This window comes from Arthrobacter russicus, assembly GCF_031454135.1.
Taxonomy (GTDB): domain Bacteria; phylum Actinomycetota; class Actinomycetes; order Actinomycetales; family Micrococcaceae; genus Renibacterium; species Renibacterium russicum.
The window spans coordinates 610,213-633,077 of sequence record NZ_JAVDQF010000001.1 but is presented as its reverse complement, the minus strand read 5'-3'; the positions used below and the strand labels follow the sequence as shown (position 1 = coordinate 633,077).

Sequence of the window (22,865 nt, the reverse complement as noted above, 5' to 3'; positions counted from 1 at the left end):
TGTTGCCACATCAAACTGGTCAATTTGACACAAAATGTCTAGTCAGAACCTTTTTTGGCTGACAATTTGATGCCAATCCAACTCAGAATCGCGATTCCGGCTGTGAGTCCTATGGTGCTCAGCAGCTGGATGCCGACGCTGGGGTCGGTGAACCCCAGGACGAATACCGCGGCCAATAGCGCCAGGGCCAACCAGGACAGGTAGGGGAATCCCCACATCGGCAGTGCCATCTTCTCGCCGGCGGCATCCGCGCGGCGGCGCAGGATGATCTGCGAAACGCAGGTGGAAACCCACATCATCAAGACCGTGGAGCCGACGAGCTGCAGCAAGATCCGGAGCGTGTTCTCCGGGTCGAGGTAGTTCAGCAGTACGGCCACGAAGCCGAAGAGCACTGAAGCGATCACCGCGAATCGCGGAACCCGGTCGGCATTGACCCGGCTGAGGAACTTCGGGGCCAGGCCGCGCTGGCTGAGTGAGAAGATCATCCGCGAGGAACCGTAGAGATTGGCGTTGAGTGCGGAAAGCACCGCGATCGCAATCACCAGGGTGGTGAGTTCCTTGGCGAACGGGATGTTGGCTTCGGCGAGCACCGAGGCGAATGGATTCTTGGTCTCCTCCGAATTCCAGGGCAATACCGTGACCATGACCAACACCGAGCCGATGTAGAAGACCAGGATCCGCCACAGCACCGAACGGATTGCGCGGCCCACGTTGTGCTCGGCGTTTTCCGTTTCGGCGGCGGCGATGGTGACCAGCTCGGTGCCGCCGAAGGCGAACATCACGATCAACAGCCCGGCGGCCACGCCGGCCCAGCCCTGGGGGAGGAAGCCGCCGTGGGCGAACAGGTTTCCGAAGCCGGGGCCGGAGCTGCTCGGGATGACGCCGGTGATCAGCAGTGCACCGAGCACCAGGAAGAGCACGATCACCGCGACCTTCAGGATCGCGAACCAGAATTCCATTTCGCCGAACTTGCCGACGCCCAGCAAATTGATCGCGGTGAAGACCACCATGAACACCAAAGCGAGCAGCCATTGCGGCAGCACCGGCCACAAACTGCTCAGGATCTGGGCCGCGCCGGTGGCCTCGGCGGCGATCACCACGACGATCTGCGCCCACCAGAGCCAGCCCACGGTGGCGCCGGCGACCCGGCCCATCGCCCGCTCGGCATAGTAGGAGAAGGCCCCGCTGTTCGGGTGCGCGGCCGCCATTTCGCCGAGCATCCGCATTACGAAGATGATGATGGCTCCGGCGACCAGGAAGGAGATCAGCACCGCCGGTCCGGCAACGCCGATCGCGGTGCCCGAGCCGATGAACAGCCCGGTACCGATCGAAGAGCCCAGGGCCATCATGATCAGCTGACGTGGTTTGAGCCCCCGGTTCAGGGATTTCTGGGTGCTGCCGGTACTGCTCGCGGTATCTGCGGTCGCCATTGAAAGCTTTCTGCTTCGGAAGGGTCTCTGAAGGGGTCGAAGTCACAATTGTGTGACCCACGACACTTACCATATTGTCGGGGGAACGGTATTTCAACCTTAAGGATTGCCCAGTGGTGGACGCACTCGATGCAAGGATTGTCAAGCTTTACACTCTTGAACCTCGCACCTCGATACTTGAAGCTTCGCGCCAGTTGGGGGTTGCCCGGGCGACCTTGGTCTCCCGTCTGGACAAGCTCCAGGCTACCGGGGCGATCCGCTCTTGGGCGCCGAGTCTGCAGCCGATGAATTTCGGCTACCCGGTGCTGGCGTTCTGTTTCCTGACCATCGAGCAGGACAAGGGGCACGGAGCCGTGGTGGATGCTCTGGTGGATATTCCGGAGATCATCGACGTGCATACGGTCTCCGGGGAGAGCGACATGCTGGTCAAGGTCGCGGCCCGGTCGAATTCGGACCTGCAGCGGGTGCTGGATGCGATTTCGGCGACCAAGGTGGTGGTGCGGTCCTCCACGATGCTCGCCTTGGACACGCATTTCGAAGCGCGGACGCTGCCGCTTTTCGAGGCGTCTGCCGAATAATTGCGTTCCCCGAGGCTACCGGTTCAGGCGATGCGGCGGCGATAGACGACCATCGCGAAGCCATAGGCGATGAGCAGGATGCCGAGGCACCAAGCCAGCGCGATCCAGATCTCGCCGCCGACCGGGCGATCGGCGAGCAGGTTCTGGATCGTGTTCACGATCGAGGTCACCGGTTGATTTTCGGCGAACCAGCGGACCGGGCCCGGCATGGTCGCGGTCGGCACGAAGGCCGACGAGATGAACGGCAGGAAGATCAGCGGGTAGGAAAAAGCGGTGGCGCCGTCCACGGACTTGGCCGAGAGGCCGGCGATGATCGCCAGCCAGGTCAGGGCCAGGGTGAACAGCATCAAGATGCCGACGACGCCGAGCCAGGCCAGCGGGCCCGCCGAACTGCGGAACCCCATCAACAGACCCACCAGGACGATGATCACCAGGGTGATCGCGTTGGCGGCCAGCGAAGTCAGCACGTGCGCCCAGAGCACCGAAGAGCGGTTGATCGGCATGGATTGGAAGCGTTCGAAAATGCCGCTTTGCAGATCGGTGAACAAGCGCATCGCGGTGTAGGCGATACCTGAGGCGATCGCAATCAGCATGATGCCCGGAAGCAGGTAGTTGACGTAATTCTCGTTGCCGATGGTGCCTTTGATCGCGCCGCCGAAGACGAAGACGAAAAGCAGCATCAGGGCGATCGGCGTGATCGCCGTGGTGATGATGGTGTCCACACTGCGGGTGATGTGCCGCATGGAACGGCCGAGCAGGACGCCGGTATCCGCGAAAAGGTGCGTGCTCATGATGGTTCCTTCCGGGAAGCGGCAGGAGGTTCCCCCGTGCCGTCGGAGCCCACCAGGACCAAGAAGATGTCCTCCAGGCTGGGTTGTTTTTCCACATATTCGACCTCGGCGGGCGGCAGCAATCGCTTCAGCTCGGCGAGGGTCCCGTTCGCAATGATCTTGCCTTGGTGCAGGATCGCAATCCGGTCAGCAAGCTGTTCGGCCTCGTCCAAGTACTGCGTGGTGAGCAGTACCGTGGTTCCGGCGGCGGCCAGTTCCTTCACTGCCTGCCAGACTTCGAGCCGGGCTTCCGGGTCCAATCCGGTGGTGGGTTCGTCGAGGAAGATCACCGGAGGCCGGCCGATCAGACTCATGGCAATGTCCAGACGGCGGCGCATGCCGCCGGAATAGGCGGCGACTTTCCGGGTGGCGGCTTCGGTGAGGCTGAACCGGGCGAGCAGCTCATCGGCGATCTGGCCGGGATGGTCCAGATGCCGCAACTTGGCCACCATGACCAGGTTCTCCCGGCCGGAGAGGATGTCGTCGACTGCCGCGAACTGGCCGGTCAGGCTGATCGATGCGCGGATCTCGGCGGCTTGCCCGGCGACGTCGAATCCCTGGACCGAAGCCGATCCGGCATCCGGTTTGAGCAGCGTGGCCAGAATCTTCACCATGGTGGTCTTCCCGGCGCCATTCGAGCCGAGCAGGGCGAAGATGCTGCCGCGGGCCACCTCGAAGTCCACGCCGCGCAGCACGCGGAGATCGCGGTAGGACTTGGTTATGCCCTGCACCCGGATCGCGGGTGCGTCGTGGCCAGTGGGGGAGTTCATTGGCCCGGTCCTGTTCCTGCGCCGTCGGCTGCGACCTCAATTGCTTTGACGAGACGGTCCCGCTCCTTGCTGATCCATTGCCCGCCTGCGTAGTTGCGCATGAAGGTCTCGGCGAACTCCACCGGGTCCTCGCCGACGATGTCTCGGATCGGCGTGCCGTCGGCGGCGCTCTGCTCGAAGAGGTCGACCAAGTCTCCGATCATGGTGACCAGCACCTCGCCCTTCGAAATCGAGCCGAAATACATCAAGTAGCGTTCCAGTGCGCTCACCGATTCGCGGTAGCCTCCGGGGAGTTGCGCCATCCGGGCCTTGTGCTGCCGGTACTGCTTCTTTTGTTCGAGCGACCCCGTGAGTTGCTCGATCCATCCTGCTGCCATTTCAATTCCCTCCTTGGCGGAGCTGTTCCAGTCGGTCGGACAGGAAGCTCCAGGTGTTCCAGAATTCGTCCAGTTCCTTTTTGCCCTGCTCGTTGAGCGAGTAAACCTTGCGCGGCGGCCCTTTCTCGGAGGGCCGCTTCGCCACATCGACAAGACCCTTTTGTTCGATTCTGACGAGCAGCGCGTATACCGTCCCTTCGGCGATTTCGGTGAATCCCTTGGCTCGGAGCATGGTGGTGATCTCGTAGCCGTAGGCCGGATTTCCGACCAGGAGGGCCAGGACAATGCCCTCCAAGGTGCCTTTGAGCATCTCGGTGATCTGTTTGCCCATCGGATGGCTCCTTTCACTACTCATTACTGCTATGTACTAGTACCCAGTATTACTAGCTACCAGTACATAGTACCGCTAAGTAGTTAAAAGGCAAGCGTCTCTCCACTGCCTTTTCCCCACGCGAGTGCACAGTTGTGGCGGATGTTTTCCGAAAATACCCGCCACAACTGTGCACTCGCGCGGGGAGGGTGCGCGGGGAGGGTGCGTGTGACGGCGGGGTGGATTTGCTGCTCGGCTGGTGTGGGTCTAAGATTAGTTATAGTCATATTGACTATAACTAATCTTAGCCCGGGCGGAGGTTCCGAGTGAGTGTGGGCTATCCAATCACGGCGAACGTCTCCGAACGCCAGTCGGCACCGCCGTCGTTGGCGATTTCCACCGTGATCTTCGCGCTCCGCACCGCAGAAGGCGAAAGCCGGCCAAGCCTCTGGTTGCCTTTGGTCCGTCGGATCCGGGAACCGTTCAAGGGCCAATGGGCACTGCCCGGCGGCCCGTTGCGCCACTCCGAATCACTGCAAAGCGCGGCCTCGCGGAACCTCGCGGAAACCACCGGATTGAACCCCCGGTACCTCGAGCAGCTGTATGCCTTCGGCGGACTGCAAAGGGCGGCGAATTGCTCGCCGGCGGTGCTGGCTCCGCGCGTCGTCTCGATTGTGTACTGGGCCCTGGTGCAGCCGACCGAAGCTGCCCTGGCACTCGAATCGGACAATGTGCGCTGGTTCAAAGCGGACGCTTTGGGCAGCGCCTCGGCCCGGGACCTGGCGTTCGACCACAACGAGATCGTGGCCTACGCTCTGTGGCGATTGCGCAACAAGCTCGAATACGCCTCGATCGCTTACCACTTGCTGGGCGAGAAATTCACCCTGGCCCAAGTCCGCGAAGTCTACGAGGCAGTGCTCGGCCGGGAGCTCGATCCGGCGAACTTCCGGCGCCAGCTCAAGGCCACGCCGCACATCGTGGCCACCGAAGAGTATTTGCAGGGCGGCAAACACCGCCCGCCCCGGCTTTACCGCTACACCGGGAACACCGAATCTTTCAGCCAAAGCCAACCGAATCCAGACCCATCTATCCGCGCCAGCAGTAAGTGAGATCACCGTGAGTTCAGTCAACACCGCGATTCAACTCTCCGTCCGCGGAGCCTCCGCCGCCTCGACCTGCGGCACCGATTTGGCCAAGGGGCCCTGGGAATTCGACCTGGCGGCCGCGCTCGATGGTGTTCCCGGATATGGTCCCGGCGCTTCGGTCGCCGATCCGGCACCGCCCAGCACCCCGCGGCAAGCCCAGATCCCGCAGGAATACAAGGACGCCAGCGCCGAGGAACTGGATGCCCGGATCATCGCGGCGAAGGCCGCCTTGGGCGACCGGGCGGTAGTCCTGGGACACTTCTACCAGCGTGACGAGGTGATCAAGTACGCCGATTTCGTCGGAGACTCCTTCCAGCTCGCCAACGCCGCGAAATCCAAGCCGGACGCCGAGGCGATCATTTTCTGCGGAGTGCACTTCATGGCGGAAACCGCAGATATGCTCTCCGGACCGGATCAGAAGGTGATTCTGCCCAACCTGGCCGCCGGTTGCTCGATGGCGGACATGGCGGACATCGCTTCGGTGGAAGCCTGCTGGGCGCAGCTCGAGGAGGTCTATGGGCCGATGGACGCGGTCGACGCCGAGGGCAAAGTCCCGGTGATCCCGGTGACCTACATGAATTCTTCGGCCGCGCTGAAGGGGTTCTGCGGGGAACACGGCGGAATCGTCTGCACTTCGTCGAATGCCAAGACGGTGCTCGAATGGGCTTTCCAACGCGGCCAGCGGGTGCTGTTCTTCCCGGATCAGCATTTGGGCCGCAATACCGCCAAGGCGATGGGCGTGCCGCTGGAGCAGATGCCGATGTGGTCGCCGCGGAAACCGTTGGGCGGCAACGACCCGGAGTCGCTCGAACAGGCCAGAGTGATCCTGTGGCACGGGTTCTGCTCGGTGCACAAGCGGTTCAGCGTGGCGCAGATCGACAAAGCCCGGGCCGAATTCCCGGGAGTGCGGGTCATCGTGCACCCGGAATGCCCGATGCCGGTGGTCGATGCGGCCGACGAGGCCGGCTCCACGGACTACATCGTCAAGGCGATTCAGGCGGCCCCCGCCGGGAGCACCTTCGCGATCGGTACCGAAATCAACCTGGTCAACCGGCTGGCCGCGGAGTACCCGGAGCACACGATCTTCTGCCTGGACCCGGTGATCTGCCCGTGCTCCACGATGTACCGGATCCACCCCGGGTATCTGGCCTGGGTCTTGGAAGCTTTGCTCGAGGGCGAAGTGCAGAACCAGATCACCGTGCCGGAGCAGGTCACGGTGCCGGCCCGGATCGCGCTGGAGCGCATGTTGGCGGCAAAACCATGAGGCCGCAATGTTGAGGATCGCCGTCGTCGGCTCCGGGATCGCCGGGCTGATTGCCGGCTTGGCTTTGGCTGGCCGGGCCGAGACTACGGTGTTCTGCAAGGCCGGACTCGGCGAGTCCAACTCCCGGTACGCCCAGGGCGGGATCGCCGCAGTGCTGGATCCGGAATTGCGGACGCCCGGGGACACCGTCGCCTGGCATGTCGCGGACACCCTGGCCGCCGGTGCCGGGCTCAATGACCCGGCGGCGGTCGAATTGCTCTGCCGCGAAGCTGCTTCGGTGATCAGGGTACTGGCCGGGCACGGCGTCGATTTCGACGCCGACGAAGCCTGGCCGCCGGGTTCCGGGCATTGGGCCTTGGGCTTGGAGGCAGCGCACAGCTTCGCCCGGATCCTGCATGTGGGCGGCGATGCCAGCGGTGCCGGGATCGTGGCCGCGCTCGCTGCGGCAGTGCACCGCTGTGTCGAGGCCGGCACCCTGCAATTGCGCGAGCACACCGAATTGCTCGAGCTACTGGTCCGGGACGGTGCGGTGCGCGGAGTGCGTACCTGGACCGGGTCCGGGGCTGAAATCGAACAGGAGTTCGACGCCGTGCTGCTGGCCAGCGGCGGCGGAGGCCAGCTTTTCGAGCACACGACCAATCCGGCAGGCGCCACTGCGGACGGACTGGCTGCCGCCTGGCGTGCTGGAGCCGTGGTGCAGGACTTGGAGTTCTTCCAGTTCCACCCGACGTTGGTCGACCACGAACGCCCGTTCATGGTGTCCGAAGCGGTGCGCGGCGAAGGCGCGGTGCTGCTTGATGAGCACGGCGAGCGGTTCATGCTCGACGTCGATCCGGCCGCCGAATTGGCGCCGCGCGATGTGGTGGCCCGGGGGATCGCGGCGAAAATCGCCTCCGGCGGCAAGGTCTTCCTGGATGCCCGAGGGATTGCCGCCGAACGGGGTGCAGGATTCCTGGCCCGGCGGTTCCCCGGAATCTCGGCGCAGCTGGCGGACCGCGGCTTCGATTGGGCCCGGCAGTCGGTTCCGGTGATCCCAGGAGCGCATTACTGGATGGGCGGGATCGCCACCGATCTGGCCGGCCGCAGTTCACTGCGCGGGCTGTTCGCGATCGGTGAGGCTGCCTGCACCGGAGCCCATGGAGCGAACCGCTTGGCCTCCAATTCGTTGCTGGAGGCGGCGGTGTTCGCGGCCCGGGCGGCCCGGGCGGCCCTCGGCGCCGAGCAGCACGGGCCTTGGCCGGTCTTCGAGGCGACCCCGCTCGGTTTGGAAAACGGACTGCTGGATCCGGAGCCCGGCGAAATCCCGCGGCTCATGATGAGCCGGGCGGGACTGATCCGGGACGCCGGATCGCTCGCGGTGGCCGCCAAGCAGCTGGCGCTTTTCCGCCCGGATGCTCCGCTGGTGACCGCCGCCCAGCTTCTGGTCGCCGCCGCCCAAGCCCGGGAAGGCTCGATCGGCGCGCATTGGCGTTCCGACTTCCCACACCGTGATCTTCCACAGCCCAGTGCAACGCCCCGGCGTTCCTGGATCAATTCCGAAAGGCTGGCATCCTGACCATGGCCGAACACTTCATCCAAGGACTCACCCGGCAGCAGATCGAATCCGTGGTCGCTGCGGCGCTGCTCGAAGACGCACCCGCGGGCGATCTGACCTCGCAGCTTCTGATCCCGGAATCGGCAAGCGCCGTGGCGACCGTGGGCGCCCGGGAGCCGGGCGTGCTCAGCGGCTCCGCGGTCTTCGATGCCGCGATGCGGCTGAGCGACCCCGAGATCAGCGTGCAGTGGGCGATCGCCGACGGCGACCGGTTCGCGGCCGGGGACCACCTGGCGACGGTGACCGGCCCGGCGAGACCGTTGCTGACCGGGGAGCGGGTGGGCCTGAACCTGCTGCAGCGGATGAGCGGAATCGCCACCCTGGCTGCGCAGTTCGTCGCGGAAACCGCCGGCACCAAGGCCCGGATCGTGGATATCCGCAAGACCACGCCCGGCCTGCGCGCCCTGGAACGCTATGCGGTCCGCTGCGGCGGTGGCCACAACCACCGGTTCGGCCTTTCCGATGCGGTGATGGCGAAGGACAACCACCTGGCTGTGCTCACCGGCGGCGACCCGGCCAAGCTGACCGAGGTGCTGTCCGGATTGCGCGATCGACTTTCGCACACCACGCATATCGAGGTGGAGGTCGATCGGCTGGAGCAGATCGAGCCGGTGCTGGCGGCCGGTGTGGACACCATCCTGCTGGACAATTTCAGCCTCGAGGATTTGCGCACCGGGGTGCAATTGGTGGCCGGACGCGCTTTGGTCGAAGCCAGCGGGAATGTCCGGGTGGACACCGTGGCACCGATCGCGGAAACCGGAGTGGACATCATTTCGGCCGGTGCCCTGACGCACAGCGTGCGCGCCCTGGACCTGGGCCTGGACATCGCTTTCGAACCGCAGTCCTGAGCCGGTGATCTACCTCGATGCGGCAGCCACCTCTCCGGTGCGCCGCGAAGCGATCGAAGCCATGTTCCCCTACCTGACCGGGGCTTTCGGCAATCCCTCGAGCCATCACGGGCTCGGCGAGCAGGCTGCCCGCGCGTTCGCAGAGGCGCGCCAGGCGATCGCCGACGTCGTTGGATCGCGGCCGGACGAGGTGATCTTCACCTCCGGAGGCACTGAGGCCGACAACCTGGCGCTCAAGGGCATCGCCTTGGCCCGCCGGGCAGCGGACCCGCAGCGCAACCGGATTTTGCTGAGCGCGATCGAACACCCCGCGGTGTTGGAAAGCGCGCGCTACCTGCAGCGCGTGCACGGATTCGAAATCACCGAATTGCCGGTGGACGCGGAGGGCTTCGTCAGCGAACGCAGCTGCGTGGAAGCCCTGGCTCCGGATGTCGCATTGTTGAGCGTGATGTACGCGAACAACGAGATCGGAACGGTGCAGGATTTGCCTGGCTTGTCCGCGCTCGCGGCCCGGCACCGCGTGCCGGTGCACACCGATGCGGTTCAGGCAGCAGGCTGGTTGAGTCTGGACACCGGTGAGCTCGGGGTCCAGGCGATGAGCCTTTCCGGGCACAAGTTCGGCGCACCCAAAGGGATCGGTGCCCTGGTGCTGCGCTCGCCGACTCCGATCGAGCCGTTGATCCACGGCGGCGGGCAGCAAGCGGGCTTGCGCTCAGGCACCGAGAATGTGGCGTTCGCGGTGGCTTTTGCCGCGGCAGCGCAATTGGCCGAGGCGGAACGCGTCGAAGCAGCAGCCCGGGTATCGGCATTGCGCGACGAGTTCATCCAGGCGGTGTTGGGCAGAGTTCCCGGGGCGCAACTGACCGGACCGGCTTCCGGCCGCCGGTTGCCGTCGGTGGCGTCGTTTTGTTTTCGGGGGACGCACGGCGAATCGGTGCTGCTGGAATTGGAGCGGCGTTCGGTGATTTGCTCCTCCGGATCCGCGTGCGCGGCAGGCTCCAGCGAGCCGTCCGCGGTGCTTTTGGCCCTGGGCCTGAGCGCCGAGTTGGCGCAGACCGCAGTCCGGTTCAGTTTTCCTTCCGCAGTGACTGGAACGGAACTAGCCGCGGCAGCCGATGCCGTGGTGGAGGCGGTCGCTGCGTTGACCCGCTTCCGGGGCGCCGCCCCGAGGCGGTGAGTCCAGGTCGGAACTGGCAGCGGAAGCTAAAACTGCTCGAGCTCGTCGGCGAAGAAATAGTTTTGCGTCAGGTCGCTGATCCGAACCAGATATTTTTGCCGCTTCTCATCCAGATGGACCACCGTGCCGACATTCCCGGTCATGGTCTTTCCAATGATCTTCACCGTCTGGCCGATCGTGAACTCAGTCATGCTGAAAACCTATCGGAGATCCGGCCGACGCCGAAAGGCGGCCTACGCTGCTTCGACCGCCGGGGCCCGGGTGAGACCGGGCTCAGCAGCTTTCGGTGCTCATCGATTACCGGCAACTGGACGAGGACCTGGCCCGGCGCACGGGAAGCGCGTCGGTCGAACTCACCGGACCGGTTCCGGCGGGACTGCTCAGATCGCCGGCGTGTGATGCCGACCTGATTCCGGTGTTGCTGGGCGGTCAGGGCGAAGTGCTCGACGTCGGTCGGCGGAGGCGAAACCTCGGTGGACAACGGCGCGTTGCTTTGTTCCCGGCATCACCAGGTGATCCACCAAGGTGATTGGCGGCCGGAAATCCAAGCCGGCGTGCCGGTCTGCATTCCGCCACCATGGACCGACCCGGATCGCAAAGCGCAGCGAAACGGGTTCCAGCTGATCTATAAGGGAGGTCTCCGGAGCTAAGGAGTGCCGTCCCGGCATGGTGGGCAGGGTCCTGATGGAGGCCGGTTGCTAGCCCTGGGGCATGCCTTCGAAGAACTTCCTGGCGTCGAAAGTGACTCGGATCCGGGTGATTTTGCCATTCTCGAAATGGCTCCAATTCGCTACTGGAATCGGCGCCGTCCAGCTGGTGTGCAACTCGAACCAGGTGATCACTTCATCACCGTCGGCCCATCGGTGCAGCGGAACGATGTCGGTGAGCATCGAACGGAGCTTGCTGATCGAGCTCGTGCAGTCCTCGGCGTTGTCGACTTGCCCCATCGGCCCCAGGAAATCGACGTCGTCGGCCAGCAACGAGCGGAAAGCCGCCTGGTCGTCGGCGAGCCAGGCGCGGAAATATTCTTCAACGGTTTCAGTGTTCGAGCGGCTCATGATGGTTCCTCCATGACTCGGTTCGGCGGGACTGCCCGGATCCATTCTCCGAGTCCATCAGCCAGAAGAAAAATAGCTCAAAAGAATAATTGCCATAATATTTTGTGATGGATATCAGACAGCTCCGGACCTTTGCCGCGGTGGCCGAGGAGGAGAGCTTCACCTACGCGGCAATCCGCTTGAAGCTGGCCCAGCCAGCGGTCAGTGCGCAGGTGCGGCAGTTGGAAGACGAACTCGGTCTTCGGCTTTTCCAGCGCGGCAGCAGGCAGAGTTTGCTGACCGATGCCGGGGCGAAGCTATTGCCGCTGGCCTACAAGGCACTGGCCGGCGTCGAGTCGATCCGGGTCGAGGCCGCGCAGCTACGCGGTCTGCTCAGCGGCCGGTTGTCGATCGGCACCTTGCAAGCAACCACGTTGCCGGCCCTGGTCGAAATGATCTCGGATTTCCACGAAGCACACCCCGGAGTCCAGATCGCCTTGTCGGAAGCGGGGAGCGCCGATTTGCTGGCCGGGGTTGCGGCTGGCCGATTCGATGTGGTGCTGGCCGGGCTGACCGGGGAACGGCCGCCCGGATTGGTTTCGATCCCGGTCTTCGACGAAGCGGTGGTGCTCGCCGTGGCCGAATCCGACCCCTTGGCGCCGCGGACCTCCGTGGCCGTCACCGAAGTGGCGGGACGGCAGTTGATCGCCTTGCCGCCGGGGAGTGGATCCCGCACTGCGGCGGAATCGCTTTGGCGGGCGGCCGGAATTCCGTTCCGACCGGATCTGCAGGCGAGCGATCCGGCTGCGGTCGCCGCTCTGGCCGCCCGCGGCCTGGGCGTCGCGGTGCTGAACGAGTCTGCGGGCCGATTCGCCCGAGGCGTCCGATTGCTCAGTTTCGATGGTGCGCAACCGCGAAGCCGAGTGGACCTCCTGTGGGCGGATGAAGCCTCGCCGGCGGTGTTGAAATTCATCGAGCTGGCCCGGGAACATGGTCTGTCTGGCCGGCCCCGGCATTGACCAAAGATACATATATGTCTAGTGTGTATCACATTCGAGCGGGTCCTTCGGCTGCCTGCGGCAGCTGAATTCAAAGGTTTCCGGCTCGGAGCACCCGACGAAGGAGTCGCATGGCCATCGACCAGCAGCAAACCGCAAACGAGGGCGCAATTTCGATGCCGCCGCGGTTCCGGGCTCCGGGCTGGGCCTTCGCGATCCTCTTCGTCGCTTCTCCGCGCGCTTCGATGCATGCCTTGCAACGCCGATACGGCGATGCCTACACCGTCCAGCTGCCATCCATCGGCAAGGCCGTGGTGGTCTCCGATCCGGCCCTGGTCAAGCAGGTGTTGAGCGCCAAAAACGACGTGCTGCACAACGGGGATCCGCATCCGCTGACGTCGGTACTCGGCCACGGTTCGATGTTCGCGCTGGAGGAAGACCGGCACACCAAGGAGCGCCGGTTGATCTCACCGTCGTTCCGGGGGGATCGGATGCGTTCCTACCGCGAGATCATCGTGGCTGAGGCACGGCGGGAGATGCGCGATTGGCCGGAAGGGAAGCCGTTCGCCACCCTCGACCCGTTCATGCGGATTACGCTGGCCGCGATTCTGCGAGCGGTTTTCGGCGCTGAAGGCGAGCATTTCGATGAGCTGAAGCGCGATCTGCCGCGGGCCGTGGAGTTGGGCTCCAAGCTGGCGCCGCTGCCGGGTCTGCACAAGGACTGGGGCCCGTTGAGCCCGTGGACGAAGTTCCTCAAACTCCGGGACCACTGCTACGAGGTGCTCGGTGAAATGGTCGATGAGGCCGGTGCCGACCCGGACTTGGCAAACCGGGCGGATGTGCTCGCCTCTCTGGTGCAGAGCAGCTACGACGATGGCACCAGGATGACCCGGCGGGACATCCTGGACGAATTGATGACCATGTTGGCCGCCGGCCATGAAACCACTGCATCGTCGCTGGCCTGGATGATCGAGCGGTTGCAACGGCACCCGGAATTGCTGGCGCGCCTGGTCGAGGAGGCGGAGGGCGAGGAATCCACGCTCCGCATGGCCACGATCTTGGAACTGCAGCGGGTGCGGCCGATCATTCCGGCCTTCTTCCGCCGGGTGATGACGCCGTTTGCACTGGGCGATTGGGTACTGCCGCGGGGGACCAACATCGTGGTCTCGACCACGAATCTGCATCGGGACGAGCGGAATTACGAGCGTCCGGAAGAATTCGACCCCGACCGTTTCCTGGCCAGGAAAGCCCCGGAATCGACCAAGTGGACTCCGTTCGGCGGCGGGGTCCGGCGATGCATCGGCGAAGGGTTCGCGATGATGGAGATGGATTTGGTGCTCCGCGAGATCCTGCGGAATTTCGAGATCACGGTCAGTACCGAGGCTGCCGAGAAGACTTACAACCGGGGGATCGCCCTAGTGCCCAGGCGTGGTGGACGGGTGACTGTGCGGCGGAAGCCGGCTGCAGCCGAGGCTTTGGGCTGAACCGCTCAGCGGCGGACCCGGCGGAAGATCCAGTAGCGCAGTAGCAGAAAACGGGTGAGGGCGGCCAGCACATTGGCTGCGGTGATGGTCAAGACCTCGTCCATCACCGTGGAGCGGGGGTTGACCGTGTGCAGCAGGAGCAGGCTCGAAGAGGTCAGCAGCAAAGCCAGGAACATCACCCAGAGGCCCTTGCTCTGATCTGCGAACCAATGCCGGCGGTCGCGGATCGACCAGCTGTGCCTCCGGTTGAGTTCGGTGTTCAGTACCGAGGTGAGCACTAGGGCGATCAGATTGGCCCACTGGGTTCCGGCAAGCGGCCGCAATGCGGTGAAAATCGCCAAGGAAGCGGCGGTGCAGATCGCGCCGACGATCAGGAAGCCGCCGATCTGCTGGCGCAGGCTGGTTCTGGGTTGCGGTGCTTCGGGTGTGCTCGAGTCGGAAAGGAGCCCTCCGACGGGCCGTGCCGCAGCAGCCGGGTCTGCGATGTCGCTAGCCATAGTACTTAAACTCTGACAGGTTCCCTTGTCCTGGCCAAATGCTGCCGGGTCGCCGACTGTGAATCAGCCGGTGCCGGAGGCCGCCGCCAGTTCCGGCGCATAGAGTTCGCCCACCGGGATGAGCGAGGTCAGCCGGTTTTCGGGGCCCGGCAGCGGGCAGGCCCAGGTTTCGTTGTAAGCGCAGGACGGGTTGTAGGCGAAGTTGAAATCGATGACCCAGGTGCTGCCCGCGGCACCCAGGTGGGCGCCCTTGATGGTGTCGAGCAGATATCGGCCGGCACCATAGCTTCCGCCGAGCAGTCCGGACGAATCATCGCGGAAAGGAAGGAAGACGCCACCGCCGTAGCCGCAGTGCCGCCAGAGTCCGAGCGTGCCCAGTCCCTCGGCCGCCACGGTGCCCAAGCGCTCGAAGTGGACTTCGCCGTCGGTGCCGGTCTGCACGGTCCGGGATTCTCCGGCACCGTGCTCGAGGACTTCCAGCTGGAACCGGTAATCCGGGTCATAGCCGCCGACCGGCAGCCCGGTGAATGCCGCTTTGGCTTGTGCCGACAGGGCAGAGGCCGGATGGCTGCGGAACAATTCGTTCCGTTGCCGGACCCAGTGCCGGTGCGCCGCCGCCGCGTCGGTCTCGGCGATCGAACGGACCGCGGCATAGAGTTCGAAGGTCTGCATCCGCCAATCGGCCACTTGTGCCGCGTTCAACTCGCTGTGCGCCATGGTCCAAGGCTAGCCCCCGTTCCGGCTGAGACGCTCATTCGGCGAGGTTGTCGCCGATGACTTCCAGGCCGGCTGCTTTGGCCCGGGCCGCGACTGGTCCCAACTCGGCGGTGAGCGCAGCGATCAGACCTTCGGCCAGGATCGTTTGCGGAATCCTGGTGGTGACCGTGACTTCGTCCTGGAAGCTCAGATCCGGCATGCCGACGATCAGATTCACGGTTCCGAGCGAGGTCAACGGCGACCGGGCGAAGGCAGTGACCACGATGACCTCGGCGCCCGCGTTCCGCGCGGCTTGGGCCACCTTGAAACTCGCCGAATTGGCTCCGCTGCCACTGATCAAGAGCAAGGCATCCGCGGAACCGAGCAGCCGGGCGGTGATTTGCTGCCCGATCGCGTCGGCCTGGAACTCGGCGGGCCGGCCAATCGCGCTCAACCGGGCCGCAGTGTCCATGGCAAGCGCCGCGGACAGGCCATTGCCGGAGACGACGACGCGGTTAGCGCTCCGCAGCACCTGGACGGCGCGTTCGACGTCGGGCCCGTGCAGCAGCGCAGTCATCGCGTCGACGGCGGAACGCACCTGGGCGAACGAGGCGGCCACAATGGCCGCAGCTCCCGCGACCTGCGCCTGGCCGGGGCCGGAACCGCGGCTCCCGGCCGGTGTCCCGGCGGCGACTTCGGTACCGGGGTAGCCTGCGTCCCGAGCGACCAGAACCCGCAATTGCTGGTAACCGGTGAAGCCCAGGCTCTGACAGGTGCGCACTACCGTCGCCCGGGACGCACCGGAGAGTTCGGCGACTTGTTGCGAAGACAGTTCCACCACTTGGGCGGCCCGTTCCAACAGGACCGAGGCAACTGCCTGCTCGGCAGGCAGCAGCGAAGGCAAGAGCGAACGGATAGTCGCCAGGACCTTTCCCGGGGCATGGCCGACCTTACCCTGCTCCGAGGCAGGCCCGATTGGCTGGTCGGTTTCGGCAGACCGGCCCGGCTCAGCCATTGCCGGATTCATCCGGTCGGGCGGAGATCCTGGCCGAGATTGCGGCGACTTCTTCGGGCGGCAAATCGAAGAGCGGCTCGGCCCGGCCCAGGTTCAACGGCAGGGAGCGCACTCGGGCGGCTGCTGCTGCGGGATCGGCACGGAATACCGTGACGAATTGCGCGCCGCTGGCCCGGAGCGCGCGTTCGTGGCCCTCTGCAGCGAGCACGTCATTGAGATTGACCACACCGGGCGCCACCAGCACCGGGATCGCCCGGTCGCCGACCAGCAGCGTGTCGCCCAGGGCGTGGTGGTAGTGCCCGGAGAGGATCAGCCGGACGTCGCTGCCTTGCAGTGCGTCGACCAGGGCTTCGGGGTTTTGCAATTCGATCCCGTCGTGCAACGGGGTCACCGGCTCGACCGGTGGGTGGTGCAGCACCAGGACAGTACCGGACTCACTGGGCGTCGAAAGCTCCCCGGTGAGCCAATCCAGCTGGCCCGGGTCGAGGTAGCCGTGGGTGCGTCCCGGAACCGAGGAGTCCAAGCTCACGATCCGGAATCCGCCGAGCAGGGTGCTGCCGTAGACCGGCAGCTGGCCGCCGTCGGGCTCGGCCGGGGAACCGGGGTGCCCATTGCCGAGCACAGCCCAGAAACCGGGCCGGGCGTCGTGGTTCCCGATCGCGTACAGCACCAGGGCGTCGCGCCGGTGCGCGTAATCTTCGGCGAGCTCGCGCACGCTCCGGTAGGACTCCGGGGTACCGTCGTCGGAGACGTCGCCGGAAATCACCAACAAGTCCAACTCTTCCAACGGGAGCAAGCTGCGCAGCGCCTCCAGCAGGGTCTGCCGGGTGTCCACGGACTTCGAATGCAGGCCCTGCGCGAGCAAGTGGGTGTCCGAGAGGTGCAGGATGCTCAAGGTTCCGTAGCTGTTCGAAGTGCTCATAGTGCCATCCTGCCTGCTGGCTCCGACATTTCCGGCTTTCCGGGGTCACCGGTGCGCCGTGCGGCCCGGTTGCCGGACCAGCGGCCGTGCACGATCCGTTGCCGGAGCAGGCCGGAAAGCTGGTCGATCACGATGGTGACCACGATGACCACGATGAGCAGCATGCCGACGGCGTCCCAGTTGCGGAACTGGACGTTGTCCTGCAGCATCTTGCCGATGCCGCCGGCCCCGATCAGGCCCAGGATCGCCGAAGCCCGGACATTGATTTCGAACCGGTAGAGCCAGAACGAGAACACCTCGGCCTGGACGGAGGGCCAGATTCCCCAGCGCATCAGATCGAGCCGTGAGCCGCCGGCCGAACGGACCGCCTCGAGCGGCCCCTGGTCCACGGCTTCGAACGATTCGTACCCCCATTTGCCGAGGGTGCCGATCGAGCCGATGCCCAAGGCGAGGGCGCCGGTGAACGGGGTGAGCCCGGTGACCGAAAGGATCAGGATCGCGATCACCACCTCCGGAACCGCCCGGATCAAGGCGAACAGGCCGCGCAGCGGCCAAGCGAGCCAACCGGCGGAGATCCCGGCGGTGGCCAGGAAGCCCAGGGGGAACGAAACCACGATGCCGATCAGCGTGCCGATCCAGGCCATTTGCACCGAGAGCAGCATCGCGGACAACGCTTCGCCGAGTTTCGACCAATCCGGCGGCAGGAACAGCAGGCCCAGGTATTTGCCGGTCTCCGTAGGGAAGTCGGACAGTGCGGACCAATTGATCTTGGCGCTCCAGAAAGCGGCGACCACCAGCAGCGAAATCACCGCCCAGGCGATGGTCCGGCCCGGGTGCCCGGGCTTTGCCGGCCGTTGCGTGGCCGCCGGGGGAGTCGGCGCCACTAGACCAACCTCTTCCGCAACCAGGCCGAGAGGGATTCCAAGACCAACACCATGACCAGGATTTCGAGAATGATCAAGGACAGCTCGTGATAGCGGAAAAAGCTGCGCACATTGTCGATCAGCACGCCCAGCCCGCCGGCACCGACCAAACCGATCACCGCGGAGGCCCGGATGTTGATTTCGAAGGTGTACAGGGTCTGCGAGGTGAAGGTCGGCATGATTTGCGGCAGCATCGCGGCCCGGTCCGCCTTGAACCAGCTGGCACCGGCGGCCAGGGCGGCCTCCTGCGCGCCGAGGTCTTCGCCGTCGAGCGCTTCGGAGACCAGCTTCGCGATGATCCCGATGTTGAACAAGAACAGCGTCATGATGCCGGAGAGCGCGCCGACGCCGACGACGGCGACCAGAACCGCTGCGTACAGGATGTCCGGTACCGAGCGGATCAGGTTCAGGACCGTGCGCACCGCGATCAGCAGCGGACGGTTCGGGTTGGTGGCCCGGGAGGCCAGGAAGCTCAAGGGCAGCGCTACTGCCGCGCCCAGCGCAGTGGCGATGACCGCCATGTTCAAAGTTTCCAGCAGCGCCGGGAAAGTCTTCGGGATGAAGCCGTAATCCGGTTGGCCCAACTGCACCAGGTTGCCCCAGGCATTGCCGGCGTTGGCGAAGACCTTAGGCAGGTCCACGCCGACGCCCCAAGCCGCCCAGGCGGTCAGCAGCCCCAGGACGGCGAGCACGAGCACAGCCTGGCCGGCGTGCCGGGGTTTCGCCGGCCGTCCGGCGGCCGCCGTTTCCGAACGCAATGCGGTGCTCATAATTCGGGCTTTGCTTCAAGCACGTCTTCGGCGGTGAGCGAGCGGCCGTAAATGTTCTCGAACACCGCTTCATCGGCCTCCGCTCCGGAACCGTCGAAGACGATTTCGCCGGCCCGCAAGCCGATCAGCCGGTCGCTGTAGCGACGCGCCAGATCCAAAAAGTGCAGGTTGACCACTACCGTGATGCCGAGCTCGGCATTGATCCGTTGCAAGTCCCGCATCACCACGTGCGAGGTGGGCGGATCGAGTGAAGCCACGGGTTCATCGGCGAGGATGACTTGCGGTTTCTGCGCCAAGGTGCGCGCGATCGCCACCCGTTGCTGCTGGCCACCGGAGAGGCTGGACGCCTTTTCGTAGGCTTTGGAGACGATTTCCACCCGCTCCAAGGCGCGCATCGCCAATTCGATGTCGTCGGACTTCCAGGCAGCGAGCAGGGAACGCCAGGCCGGAGTACCGTGCAGCCGGCCCATCAGCACGTTGTTCAACACCGTGGTCCGCTTGGCCAGGTTGAAGCTCTGGAAGACCATGCCGATCTCGGAACGCAGCTCGCGCAGGCCGCGGCCGCGCAGCGTGGACAAGGCCCGGCCGCCTACCGTGATCTCGCCGCTGCTGATCGGCACCAGGCCGTTGATGCTGCGGATCAGCGTCGATTTGCCGGCACCGGAGAGACCCACTACGCCGACCATCTGGCCGGCCGGAATCTCCACGTCGAGGTCTTTCAACCCGGTATGCCCGTTGGGGTAGGTCACCCCGACCCGTTCGAACCGGATCGGGGCGCCCCCGGGGGCGGCAATTGCGGGCATCGCCACCGCGGCTCAGCCCAAGCCGATGGAGCGGGCGGCGTCCTGGGTCTTCTTCAGACTGGCGACGTCTGCCGGTTGCAGGCCGGTGATCTGGTAGATCGCGGTCAAGGCGGCGACGCCGTCCGGAGTCTTGGCGAAGTCGAGCATCGCCGCGGAGATCTTCTGCTGCCAGTCGGCGCTCAATTTGGAGCTGAGCGAGACGCCGTCATTGGGGATTTCGTCGGTGAGCGCGAAGACCACGACTTTCTGCCCGACGTCGGGGTTGTCCTTTTTGACCACTTCACGGGCGTCCCAGTAGCTGAAACCGACTTCGGCATCGCCTTTGTAGACGGCCAGCACCGAGGCGTCGTTCGCGGTGACCTTGATCGGCGAAACGTCGTCGACGGCGACGTTCTGCGTCTTCATCGCGGCCACCGGGAAGATGTATCCGGCCGGTGAGGCCGAGGAGAGCATCGCGACCTTGGCGCCCTTGAGCTTGGCGATCTGCTCGGCACCGGCCGGGCCGTTGCCGCTTGCCGTGCCATTGCAGTAGAGCATGCCGTTGGGGCCCGGTGCCGGTGTGTCCTTGCAGTACTTGGCCGGGTCGTTGGTGAACATCTGCGCCGCGTAGCTGCTCTTGGTTTTGCGCTGCGTCTGCAAGGCCGGTTTGGCGCCGTACTTGTCGCAGGCCTGGCTCATCTGCAAAGACGGCAACATGCCGATTTGGGCCTGGTTGGATCCGATCGCCTCGACTGCGGCTTGGTAGTCGGCGGTGATCACGCCCTTGACCGGGATGCCCAAACGGGAGGTCAGTGCGGTTTCGAGCGGTTTTACGGTGTCGACCAATTTCTTGGCGTCGCCGGAAGGCACCAAGGCCAGGGTCAATTCGGTGGGCGCGGGCGCGGAATCGGTGCTGCTGCCTGCGCAGGCGGCACTGGGGCCGGAGCTGGAATTGCCGTCCGCAGCGTCTTGGCTGACCCCGCAAGCGGATAGGGCGAGTGCGCCGATCAGGGCGATGGCGCCCAGCGTCAGATGCTTTTTCATGAAGGACCTCTTCGGTGGAGTGGAAGGAGAAGGCGAGTGCGGTGTTTCAGTGTGCTGGTGTTTCCGAGTGCGGGATCTGCCCCGCGTGGTTTCGACTGAATGCCGATGGGTCCCCGGCCCATTCGAGCATTCCCGGATAAAGTTCTTCGATGTGCGCGGCCCGCAAATGCGCCGGCCCCGAGGCCAGATTGAATCTGTCGATGAACGCCGTGGCGCAACCGGCAGCCAATGGATGTGCGATGTCGTTGAGCCAGACATCGCCCACGCTCAGCAGTTCCTCCGGGGCCAGGCCCCGGAGCAGCCCGGGAAGCTTCTCGGCGAAACCGTCGGGTTTCCCGGCCTCCGGAATGATCGAATCGATCACCTCGGCAAGACCGAGTGCGGCCAAGCTCTCCGCGACTCCGGTCAACGGTGCGTTGGTCAGCAGCACCCGCTCGGCGAACGGGGCGACGCTGACCAGGAAATCTTCCAGGCCGTCGGGTGCGTGCACTGCGACGTCGCCGCGCGCGATGGCTTCCCGGCTGGAGCGGTACGCGGCGTTGCGCTGCGCCCGGCTCACCGCGGGCGCGCTGAGCTGGGCGACGGCGTCGTACCCGTCCTTGAAGCGGGTTTCCGGCGCGCCTCCGGAACCGGTTAGAAAGGCTTCCAAAGCGGCCAGCAGCGCCACCCGGTCCTTCGCGTCGAGGAACTCCGCGACGGCTTGAGCGTAGGCGTAAACCGGGCCGTCGCCCAAAGCGACCGTGCCGTCGAAGTCGAGGATCAAACGGGCTCTGGCCGGGCCGTGGCCGGGGATCGGATTGCTGCTCACGTTCGAAACCCTAAATCATCGAGAACCAACTGTCCATGGAAATAAATTCCATGAAACAACTGTTCATTTCCCGTTAATCCAGCGCCGTCGGGGCGGCTCGGGCGCGGTACACTCCGGTCATGGCTGATCCAGATTTCGCAATTGATCCCGCGGCGGGGGACCGTGCCGCAGCGCACCTGAGCAAGTTGGTCCGATTCAAAACGGTCGCTGCGTGGCGGCCCGATCCGGCGGACCCGTCGGAAGCGGAGGGCCAGGCAGAATTCGAGTTGCAGATCGAAGCCCTGCGGGAGTTCTATCCGCTGGTCCATGAACAGCTGGGCTTGGAACGGGTGGGCCGGGCCGGATTGCTCTATCGCTGGGCCGGTTCCGCAGCGGCAGAGCCCGGACGGCCGGCGCAGCGGGTCCTGGTTCTGCTGGCGCATCTGGACGTGGTGCCGGTGGACCCGGATGCACCGTGGCAACAGCCGGCCTTCTCCGGGGTGCTGCAGGACGGTTATCTCTGGGGCCGCGGCACGCTCGACGACAAGGGTTCCGCGGTCGCGATCCTGACCGCGGTCGAGGCCTTGCTCGGCACTGGATTCACCCCCTCGCATGATGTCTACCTCTCCTTCGGCGGCGACGAGGAAACCGGCGGTCTGGACGCTCTGGCCGCAATGGAGCTGCTGCGCGCCCGCGGGGTCCGGCCCTGGTTGGTGCTGGATGAAGGCGGCGCGGTCGCGGAGCAGGCGTTCCCGGGCGTGGCCCGGCCGGTGGCCATGATCGGCGTCGCCGAAAAGGGCTCGGTCAACGTCCGGATGAGTGCCGTGGATCCGGGCGGACATTCTTCGACCCCGCCGAAACTGACCGCCACAGCCCGGCTGGCCCGGGCGATCAGCCGGGTCAGCCGCAATCCGTTTCCGCCGGCCCTGCATCCGGCCACAGCGCAGATGGTGCAGGTCCTGGCGGCCAACATGTCCGGCCCGCAACGCCATCTGCTCGGCCGGGCCCAGCAGCTCGGCTGGCTGTTGGCCCGGATCTTCCCGTTCTTCGGTCCCGAAGCCAATGCTTCGGTGCGGACCACAGCCGCGGTGACCCAGCTCAGCGGCAGCAGGGCGGCCAATGTGCTGGCTGAGGCCGCAAGCGCCACGGTCAACGTGCGGATTGCGCCGGGCAGCAGCGTGGCGGAAACCCTGCGCCGGTTGCGGCGGGCGGTGCGCGACCCGTTGGTGGAGTTCGAGGTTTTCGAATCCAGTGAACCCTCGCCGGTTTCGCCGACCGACAATCGGCAGTTCGGCCTGCTGACCGCCGCGGTGCGCCGGGTCTTCCCGGACGCCGCCGTGGCCCCCTACATCGTGATGGCGATGACCGATTCCCGTCGCTTCAACGAGATTTCCCCGGCTGTCTACCGGTTCGCCCCGTTCCGGATGGATGCCGCGGCACGGGCGAGCCTGCACGCTGCGAACGAGAAGATCTCGGTGGCTACCTTGGCCGAGGGCGTGGCCTTCTATCGTGCGCTGCTGGTCCTGTGCGAGCAGGCCGACGACGGCGATCCCGCGTAGAATGTGTTCGCGGCGCTCGCCGCCGTAG

Annotated in this window: 26 protein-coding genes; 10 read left to right on the top strand and 16 right to left on the bottom strand. The window is 65.2% G+C overall.

The window, feature by feature from the left end; all coding sequences use genetic code 11:
* Window positions 1–38 precede the first annotated feature (38 nt).
* A complete protein-coding gene (locus JOE69_RS02975; RefSeq protein ID WP_309795984.1) occupies window positions 39–1,430 on the bottom strand; it encodes an amino acid permease in 1,392 nt (463 codons plus the stop codon).
* A gap of 113 nt (window positions 1,431–1,543) precedes the next feature.
* Here JOE69_RS02975 and JOE69_RS02970 point away from each other — a divergent pair, with 113 nt between their 5' ends.
* Window positions 1,544–2,008: an Lrp/AsnC family transcriptional regulator gene (locus JOE69_RS02970; RefSeq protein WP_296363587.1), complete on the top strand. Its 465-nt coding sequence runs from the start codon at window positions 1,544–1,546 to the stop codon at window positions 2,006–2,008.
* A 23-nt stretch (window positions 2,009–2,031) separates the two neighbouring features.
* Here the strand turns inward: JOE69_RS02970 and JOE69_RS02965 are convergent, their stop codons facing one another.
* Genes JOE69_RS02965 through JOE69_RS02950 form a run of 4 tightly spaced genes read right to left on the bottom strand, consistent with a single transcriptional unit; the run spans window position 2,032 to window position 4,316 of the window.
* Window positions 2,032–2,799, bottom strand: a complete 768-nt coding sequence (locus tag JOE69_RS02965; protein ID WP_296363586.1) for an ABC transporter permease — start codon at window positions 2,797–2,799, stop codon at window positions 2,032–2,034.
* Window positions 2,796–3,608: an ABC transporter ATP-binding protein gene (locus JOE69_RS02960; RefSeq protein WP_309795981.1), complete on the bottom strand. Its 813-nt coding sequence runs from the start codon at window positions 3,606–3,608 to the stop codon at window positions 2,796–2,798. Before JOE69_RS02960 ends, JOE69_RS02965 begins: the two co-directional genes overlap by 4 nt.
* Complete coding sequence (locus JOE69_RS02955) at window positions 3,605–3,985, bottom strand: DUF1048 domain-containing protein (protein ID WP_309795978.1); 381 nt, start codon at window positions 3,983–3,985, stop codon at window positions 3,605–3,607. The genes JOE69_RS02960 and JOE69_RS02955 overlap by 4 nt, the downstream gene beginning before the upstream one ends.
* A 1-nt stretch (window position 3,986) precedes the next feature.
* Complete coding sequence (locus JOE69_RS02950) at window positions 3,987–4,316, bottom strand: PadR family transcriptional regulator (RefSeq protein WP_296363583.1); 330 nt, start codon at window positions 4,314–4,316, stop codon at window positions 3,987–3,989.
* Window positions 4,317–4,627: 311 nt separating this feature from the next.
* Between JOE69_RS02950 and JOE69_RS02945 the strand changes: the two genes are divergently transcribed.
* The 5 genes from JOE69_RS02945 to JOE69_RS02925 are packed head-to-tail and all read left to right on the top strand — an operon-like array spanning window position 4,628 to window position 10,323.
* Window positions 4,628–5,404 carry an NUDIX hydrolase gene (locus JOE69_RS02945; protein WP_309795976.1) on the top strand — a complete coding sequence of 259 codons (777 nt, stop codon included), beginning with the start codon at window positions 4,628–4,630 and terminating at the stop codon, window positions 5,402–5,404.
* A 7-nt stretch (window positions 5,405–5,411) separates the two neighbouring features.
* Entirely contained in the window at window positions 5,412–6,704 is a 1,293-nt protein-coding gene (gene nadA, locus JOE69_RS02940) for a quinolinate synthase NadA (protein WP_309795974.1), read from the top strand.
* A gap of 7 nt (window positions 6,705–6,711) precedes the next feature.
* A complete protein-coding gene (gene nadB / locus JOE69_RS02935; protein ID WP_309795972.1) occupies window positions 6,712–8,259 on the top strand; it encodes an L-aspartate oxidase in 1,548 nt (515 codons plus the stop codon).
* Between the two features lie 2 nt (window positions 8,260–8,261).
* Window positions 8,262–9,146 carry a carboxylating nicotinate-nucleotide diphosphorylase gene (nadC, locus tag JOE69_RS02930; protein WP_309795969.1) on the top strand — a complete coding sequence of 295 codons (885 nt, stop codon included), beginning with the start codon at window positions 8,262–8,264 and terminating at the stop codon, window positions 9,144–9,146.
* Between the two features lie 4 nt (window positions 9,147–9,150).
* Window positions 9,151–10,323: a cysteine desulfurase family protein gene (locus tag JOE69_RS02925; protein ID WP_309795967.1), complete on the top strand. Its 1,173-nt coding sequence runs from the start codon at window positions 9,151–9,153 to the stop codon at window positions 10,321–10,323.
* 26 nt (window positions 10,324–10,349) lie between these two features.
* Here the strand turns inward: JOE69_RS02925 and JOE69_RS02920 are convergent, their stop codons facing one another.
* Window positions 10,350–10,514, bottom strand: a complete 165-nt coding sequence (locus JOE69_RS02920; RefSeq protein ID WP_296363577.1) for a KOW domain-containing RNA-binding protein — start codon at window positions 10,512–10,514, stop codon at window positions 10,350–10,352.
* Window positions 10,515–10,609: 95 nt separating this feature from the next.
* On the opposite strand from JOE69_RS02920, the gene JOE69_RS02915 reads away from it, so the two are divergent.
* Entirely contained in the window at window positions 10,610–10,852 is a 243-nt protein-coding gene (locus JOE69_RS02915) for a hypothetical protein (RefSeq protein ID WP_309795965.1), read from the top strand.
* Between the two features lie 169 nt (window positions 10,853–11,021).
* Here the strand turns inward: JOE69_RS02915 and JOE69_RS02910 are convergent, their stop codons facing one another.
* Window positions 11,022–11,381, bottom strand: a complete 360-nt coding sequence (locus tag JOE69_RS02910) for a nuclear transport factor 2 family protein (RefSeq protein WP_309795963.1) — start codon at window positions 11,379–11,381, stop codon at window positions 11,022–11,024.
* A 107-nt stretch (window positions 11,382–11,488) separates the two neighbouring features.
* On the opposite strand from JOE69_RS02910, the gene JOE69_RS02905 reads away from it, so the two are divergent.
* Window positions 11,489–12,379 carry a LysR family transcriptional regulator gene (locus JOE69_RS02905; RefSeq protein WP_309795961.1) on the top strand — a complete coding sequence of 297 codons (891 nt, stop codon included), beginning with the start codon at window positions 11,489–11,491 and terminating at the stop codon, window positions 12,377–12,379.
* Between the two features lie 110 nt (window positions 12,380–12,489).
* Window positions 12,490–13,842 carry a cytochrome P450 gene (locus tag JOE69_RS02900; RefSeq protein WP_309795958.1) on the top strand — a complete coding sequence of 451 codons (1,353 nt, stop codon included), beginning with the start codon at window positions 12,490–12,492 and terminating at the stop codon, window positions 13,840–13,842.
* A 5-nt stretch (window positions 13,843–13,847) separates the two neighbouring features.
* Here the strand turns inward: JOE69_RS02900 and JOE69_RS02895 are convergent, their stop codons facing one another.
* The 9 genes from JOE69_RS02895 to JOE69_RS02855 all read right to left on the bottom strand — a co-directional run bounded on the left by JOE69_RS02895 (window position 13,848) and on the right by JOE69_RS02855 (window position 21,299).
* Complete coding sequence (locus tag JOE69_RS02895) at window positions 13,848–14,339, bottom strand: GtrA family protein (protein ID WP_309795956.1); 492 nt, start codon at window positions 14,337–14,339, stop codon at window positions 13,848–13,850.
* A 63-nt stretch (window positions 14,340–14,402) separates the two neighbouring features.
* Entirely contained in the window at window positions 14,403–15,056 is a 654-nt protein-coding gene (locus JOE69_RS02890) for a DUF1684 domain-containing protein (protein ID WP_309795954.1), read from the bottom strand.
* 34 nt (window positions 15,057–15,090) lie between these two features.
* The gene (locus JOE69_RS02885) at window positions 15,091–16,050 is read right to left on the bottom strand and encodes a MurR/RpiR family transcriptional regulator (protein WP_309795952.1); all 960 of its coding nucleotides are present in this window, start codon (window positions 16,048–16,050) and stop codon (window positions 15,091–15,093) included.
* A complete protein-coding gene (locus JOE69_RS02880; protein WP_309795951.1) occupies window positions 16,043–16,972 on the bottom strand; it encodes a metallophosphoesterase in 930 nt (309 codons plus the stop codon). Before JOE69_RS02880 ends, JOE69_RS02885 begins: the two co-directional genes overlap by 8 nt.
* Window positions 16,969–17,856 (bottom strand): phosphonate ABC transporter, permease protein PhnE, encoded by an 888-nt coding sequence (gene phnE, locus JOE69_RS02875; RefSeq protein ID WP_309795949.1) that lies wholly within the window; start codon window positions 17,854–17,856, stop codon window positions 16,969–16,971. Before phnE (JOE69_RS02875) ends, JOE69_RS02880 begins: the two co-directional genes overlap by 4 nt.
* The gene (gene phnE, locus JOE69_RS02870) at window positions 17,856–18,665 is read right to left on the bottom strand and encodes a phosphonate ABC transporter, permease protein PhnE (RefSeq protein ID WP_309795947.1); all 810 of its coding nucleotides are present in this window, start codon (window positions 18,663–18,665) and stop codon (window positions 17,856–17,858) included. The genes phnE (JOE69_RS02875) and phnE (JOE69_RS02870) overlap by 1 nt, the downstream gene beginning before the upstream one ends.
* Window positions 18,662–19,468: a phosphonate ABC transporter ATP-binding protein gene (gene phnC / locus JOE69_RS02865; protein WP_309795945.1), complete on the bottom strand. Its 807-nt coding sequence runs from the start codon at window positions 19,466–19,468 to the stop codon at window positions 18,662–18,664. Before phnC ends, phnE (JOE69_RS02870) begins: the two co-directional genes overlap by 4 nt.
* A gap of 12 nt (window positions 19,469–19,480) precedes the next feature.
* Window positions 19,481–20,491 (bottom strand): phosphate/phosphite/phosphonate ABC transporter substrate-binding protein, encoded by a 1,011-nt coding sequence (gene phnD / locus JOE69_RS02860; RefSeq protein ID WP_309795943.1) that lies wholly within the window; start codon window positions 20,489–20,491, stop codon window positions 19,481–19,483.
* Window positions 20,492–20,537: 46 nt separating this feature from the next.
* Complete coding sequence (locus JOE69_RS02855) at window positions 20,538–21,299, bottom strand: HAD family hydrolase (RefSeq protein WP_309795942.1); 762 nt, start codon at window positions 21,297–21,299, stop codon at window positions 20,538–20,540.
* A gap of 119 nt (window positions 21,300–21,418) precedes the next feature.
* Here JOE69_RS02855 and JOE69_RS02850 point away from each other — a divergent pair, with 119 nt between their 5' ends.
* Entirely contained in the window at window positions 21,419–22,837 is a 1,419-nt protein-coding gene (locus JOE69_RS02850; RefSeq protein WP_309795939.1) for a M20/M25/M40 family metallo-hydrolase, read from the top strand.
* The last annotated feature ends 28 nt before the right edge of the window (window positions 22,838–22,865 follow it).

Bases quoted from the DNA above. Each gene is read 5' to 3' on its own strand.
- JOE69_RS02960 (WP_309795981.1), bottom strand. From the start codon at position 3,608: ATGAACTCCCCCACTGGCCACGACGCACCCGCGATCCGGGTGCAGGGC.
- JOE69_RS02965 (WP_296363586.1), bottom strand. From the start codon at position 2,799: ATGAGCACGCACCTTTTCGCGGATACCGGCGTCCTGCTCGGCCGTTCC.
- nadC (WP_309795969.1), top strand. From the start codon at position 8,262: ATGGCCGAACACTTCATCCAAGGACTCACCCGGCAGCAGATCGAATCC.
- JOE69_RS02850 (WP_309795939.1), top strand. From the start codon at position 21,419: ATGGCTGATCCAGATTTCGCAATTGATCCCGCGGCGGGGGACCGTGCC.
- phnC (WP_309795945.1), bottom strand. From the start codon at position 19,468: ATGCCCGCAATTGCCGCCCCCGGGGGCGCCCCGATCCGGTTCGAACGG.
- JOE69_RS02920 (WP_296363577.1), bottom strand. From the start codon at position 10,514: ATGACTGAGTTCACGATCGGCCAGACGGTGAAGATCATTGGAAAGACC.
- JOE69_RS02955 (WP_309795978.1), bottom strand. From the start codon at position 3,985: ATGGCAGCAGGATGGATCGAGCAACTCACGGGGTCGCTCGAACAAAAG.
- JOE69_RS02890 (WP_309795954.1), bottom strand. From the start codon at position 15,056: ATGGCGCACAGCGAGTTGAACGCGGCACAAGTGGCCGATTGGCGGATG.
- JOE69_RS02900 (WP_309795958.1), top strand. From the start codon at position 12,490: ATGGCCATCGACCAGCAGCAAACCGCAAACGAGGGCGCAATTTCGATG.
- JOE69_RS02975 (WP_309795984.1), bottom strand. From the start codon at position 1,430: ATGGCGACCGCAGATACCGCGAGCAGTACCGGCAGCACCCAGAAATCC.
- JOE69_RS02910 (WP_309795963.1), bottom strand. From the start codon at position 11,381: ATGAGCCGCTCGAACACTGAAACCGTTGAAGAATATTTCCGCGCCTGG.
- phnE (WP_309795947.1), bottom strand. From the start codon at position 18,665: ATGAGCACCGCATTGCGTTCGGAAACGGCGGCCGCCGGACGGCCGGCG.
- JOE69_RS02885 (WP_309795952.1), bottom strand. From the start codon at position 16,050: ATGGCTGAGCCGGGCCGGTCTGCCGAAACCGACCAGCCAATCGGGCCT.
- JOE69_RS02880 (WP_309795951.1), bottom strand. From the start codon at position 16,972: ATGAGCACTTCGAACAGCTACGGAACCTTGAGCATCCTGCACCTCTCG.
- nadB (WP_309795972.1), top strand. From the start codon at position 6,712: ATGTTGAGGATCGCCGTCGTCGGCTCCGGGATCGCCGGGCTGATTGCC.
- JOE69_RS02895 (WP_309795956.1), bottom strand. From the start codon at position 14,339: ATGGCTAGCGACATCGCAGACCCGGCTGCTGCGGCACGGCCCGTCGGA.
- phnD (WP_309795943.1), bottom strand. From the start codon at position 20,491: ATGAAAAAGCATCTGACGCTGGGCGCCATCGCCCTGATCGGCGCACTC.
- JOE69_RS02905 (WP_309795961.1), top strand. From the start codon at position 11,489: ATGGATATCAGACAGCTCCGGACCTTTGCCGCGGTGGCCGAGGAGGAG.
- JOE69_RS02950 (WP_296363583.1), bottom strand. From the start codon at position 4,316: ATGGGCAAACAGATCACCGAGATGCTCAAAGGCACCTTGGAGGGCATT.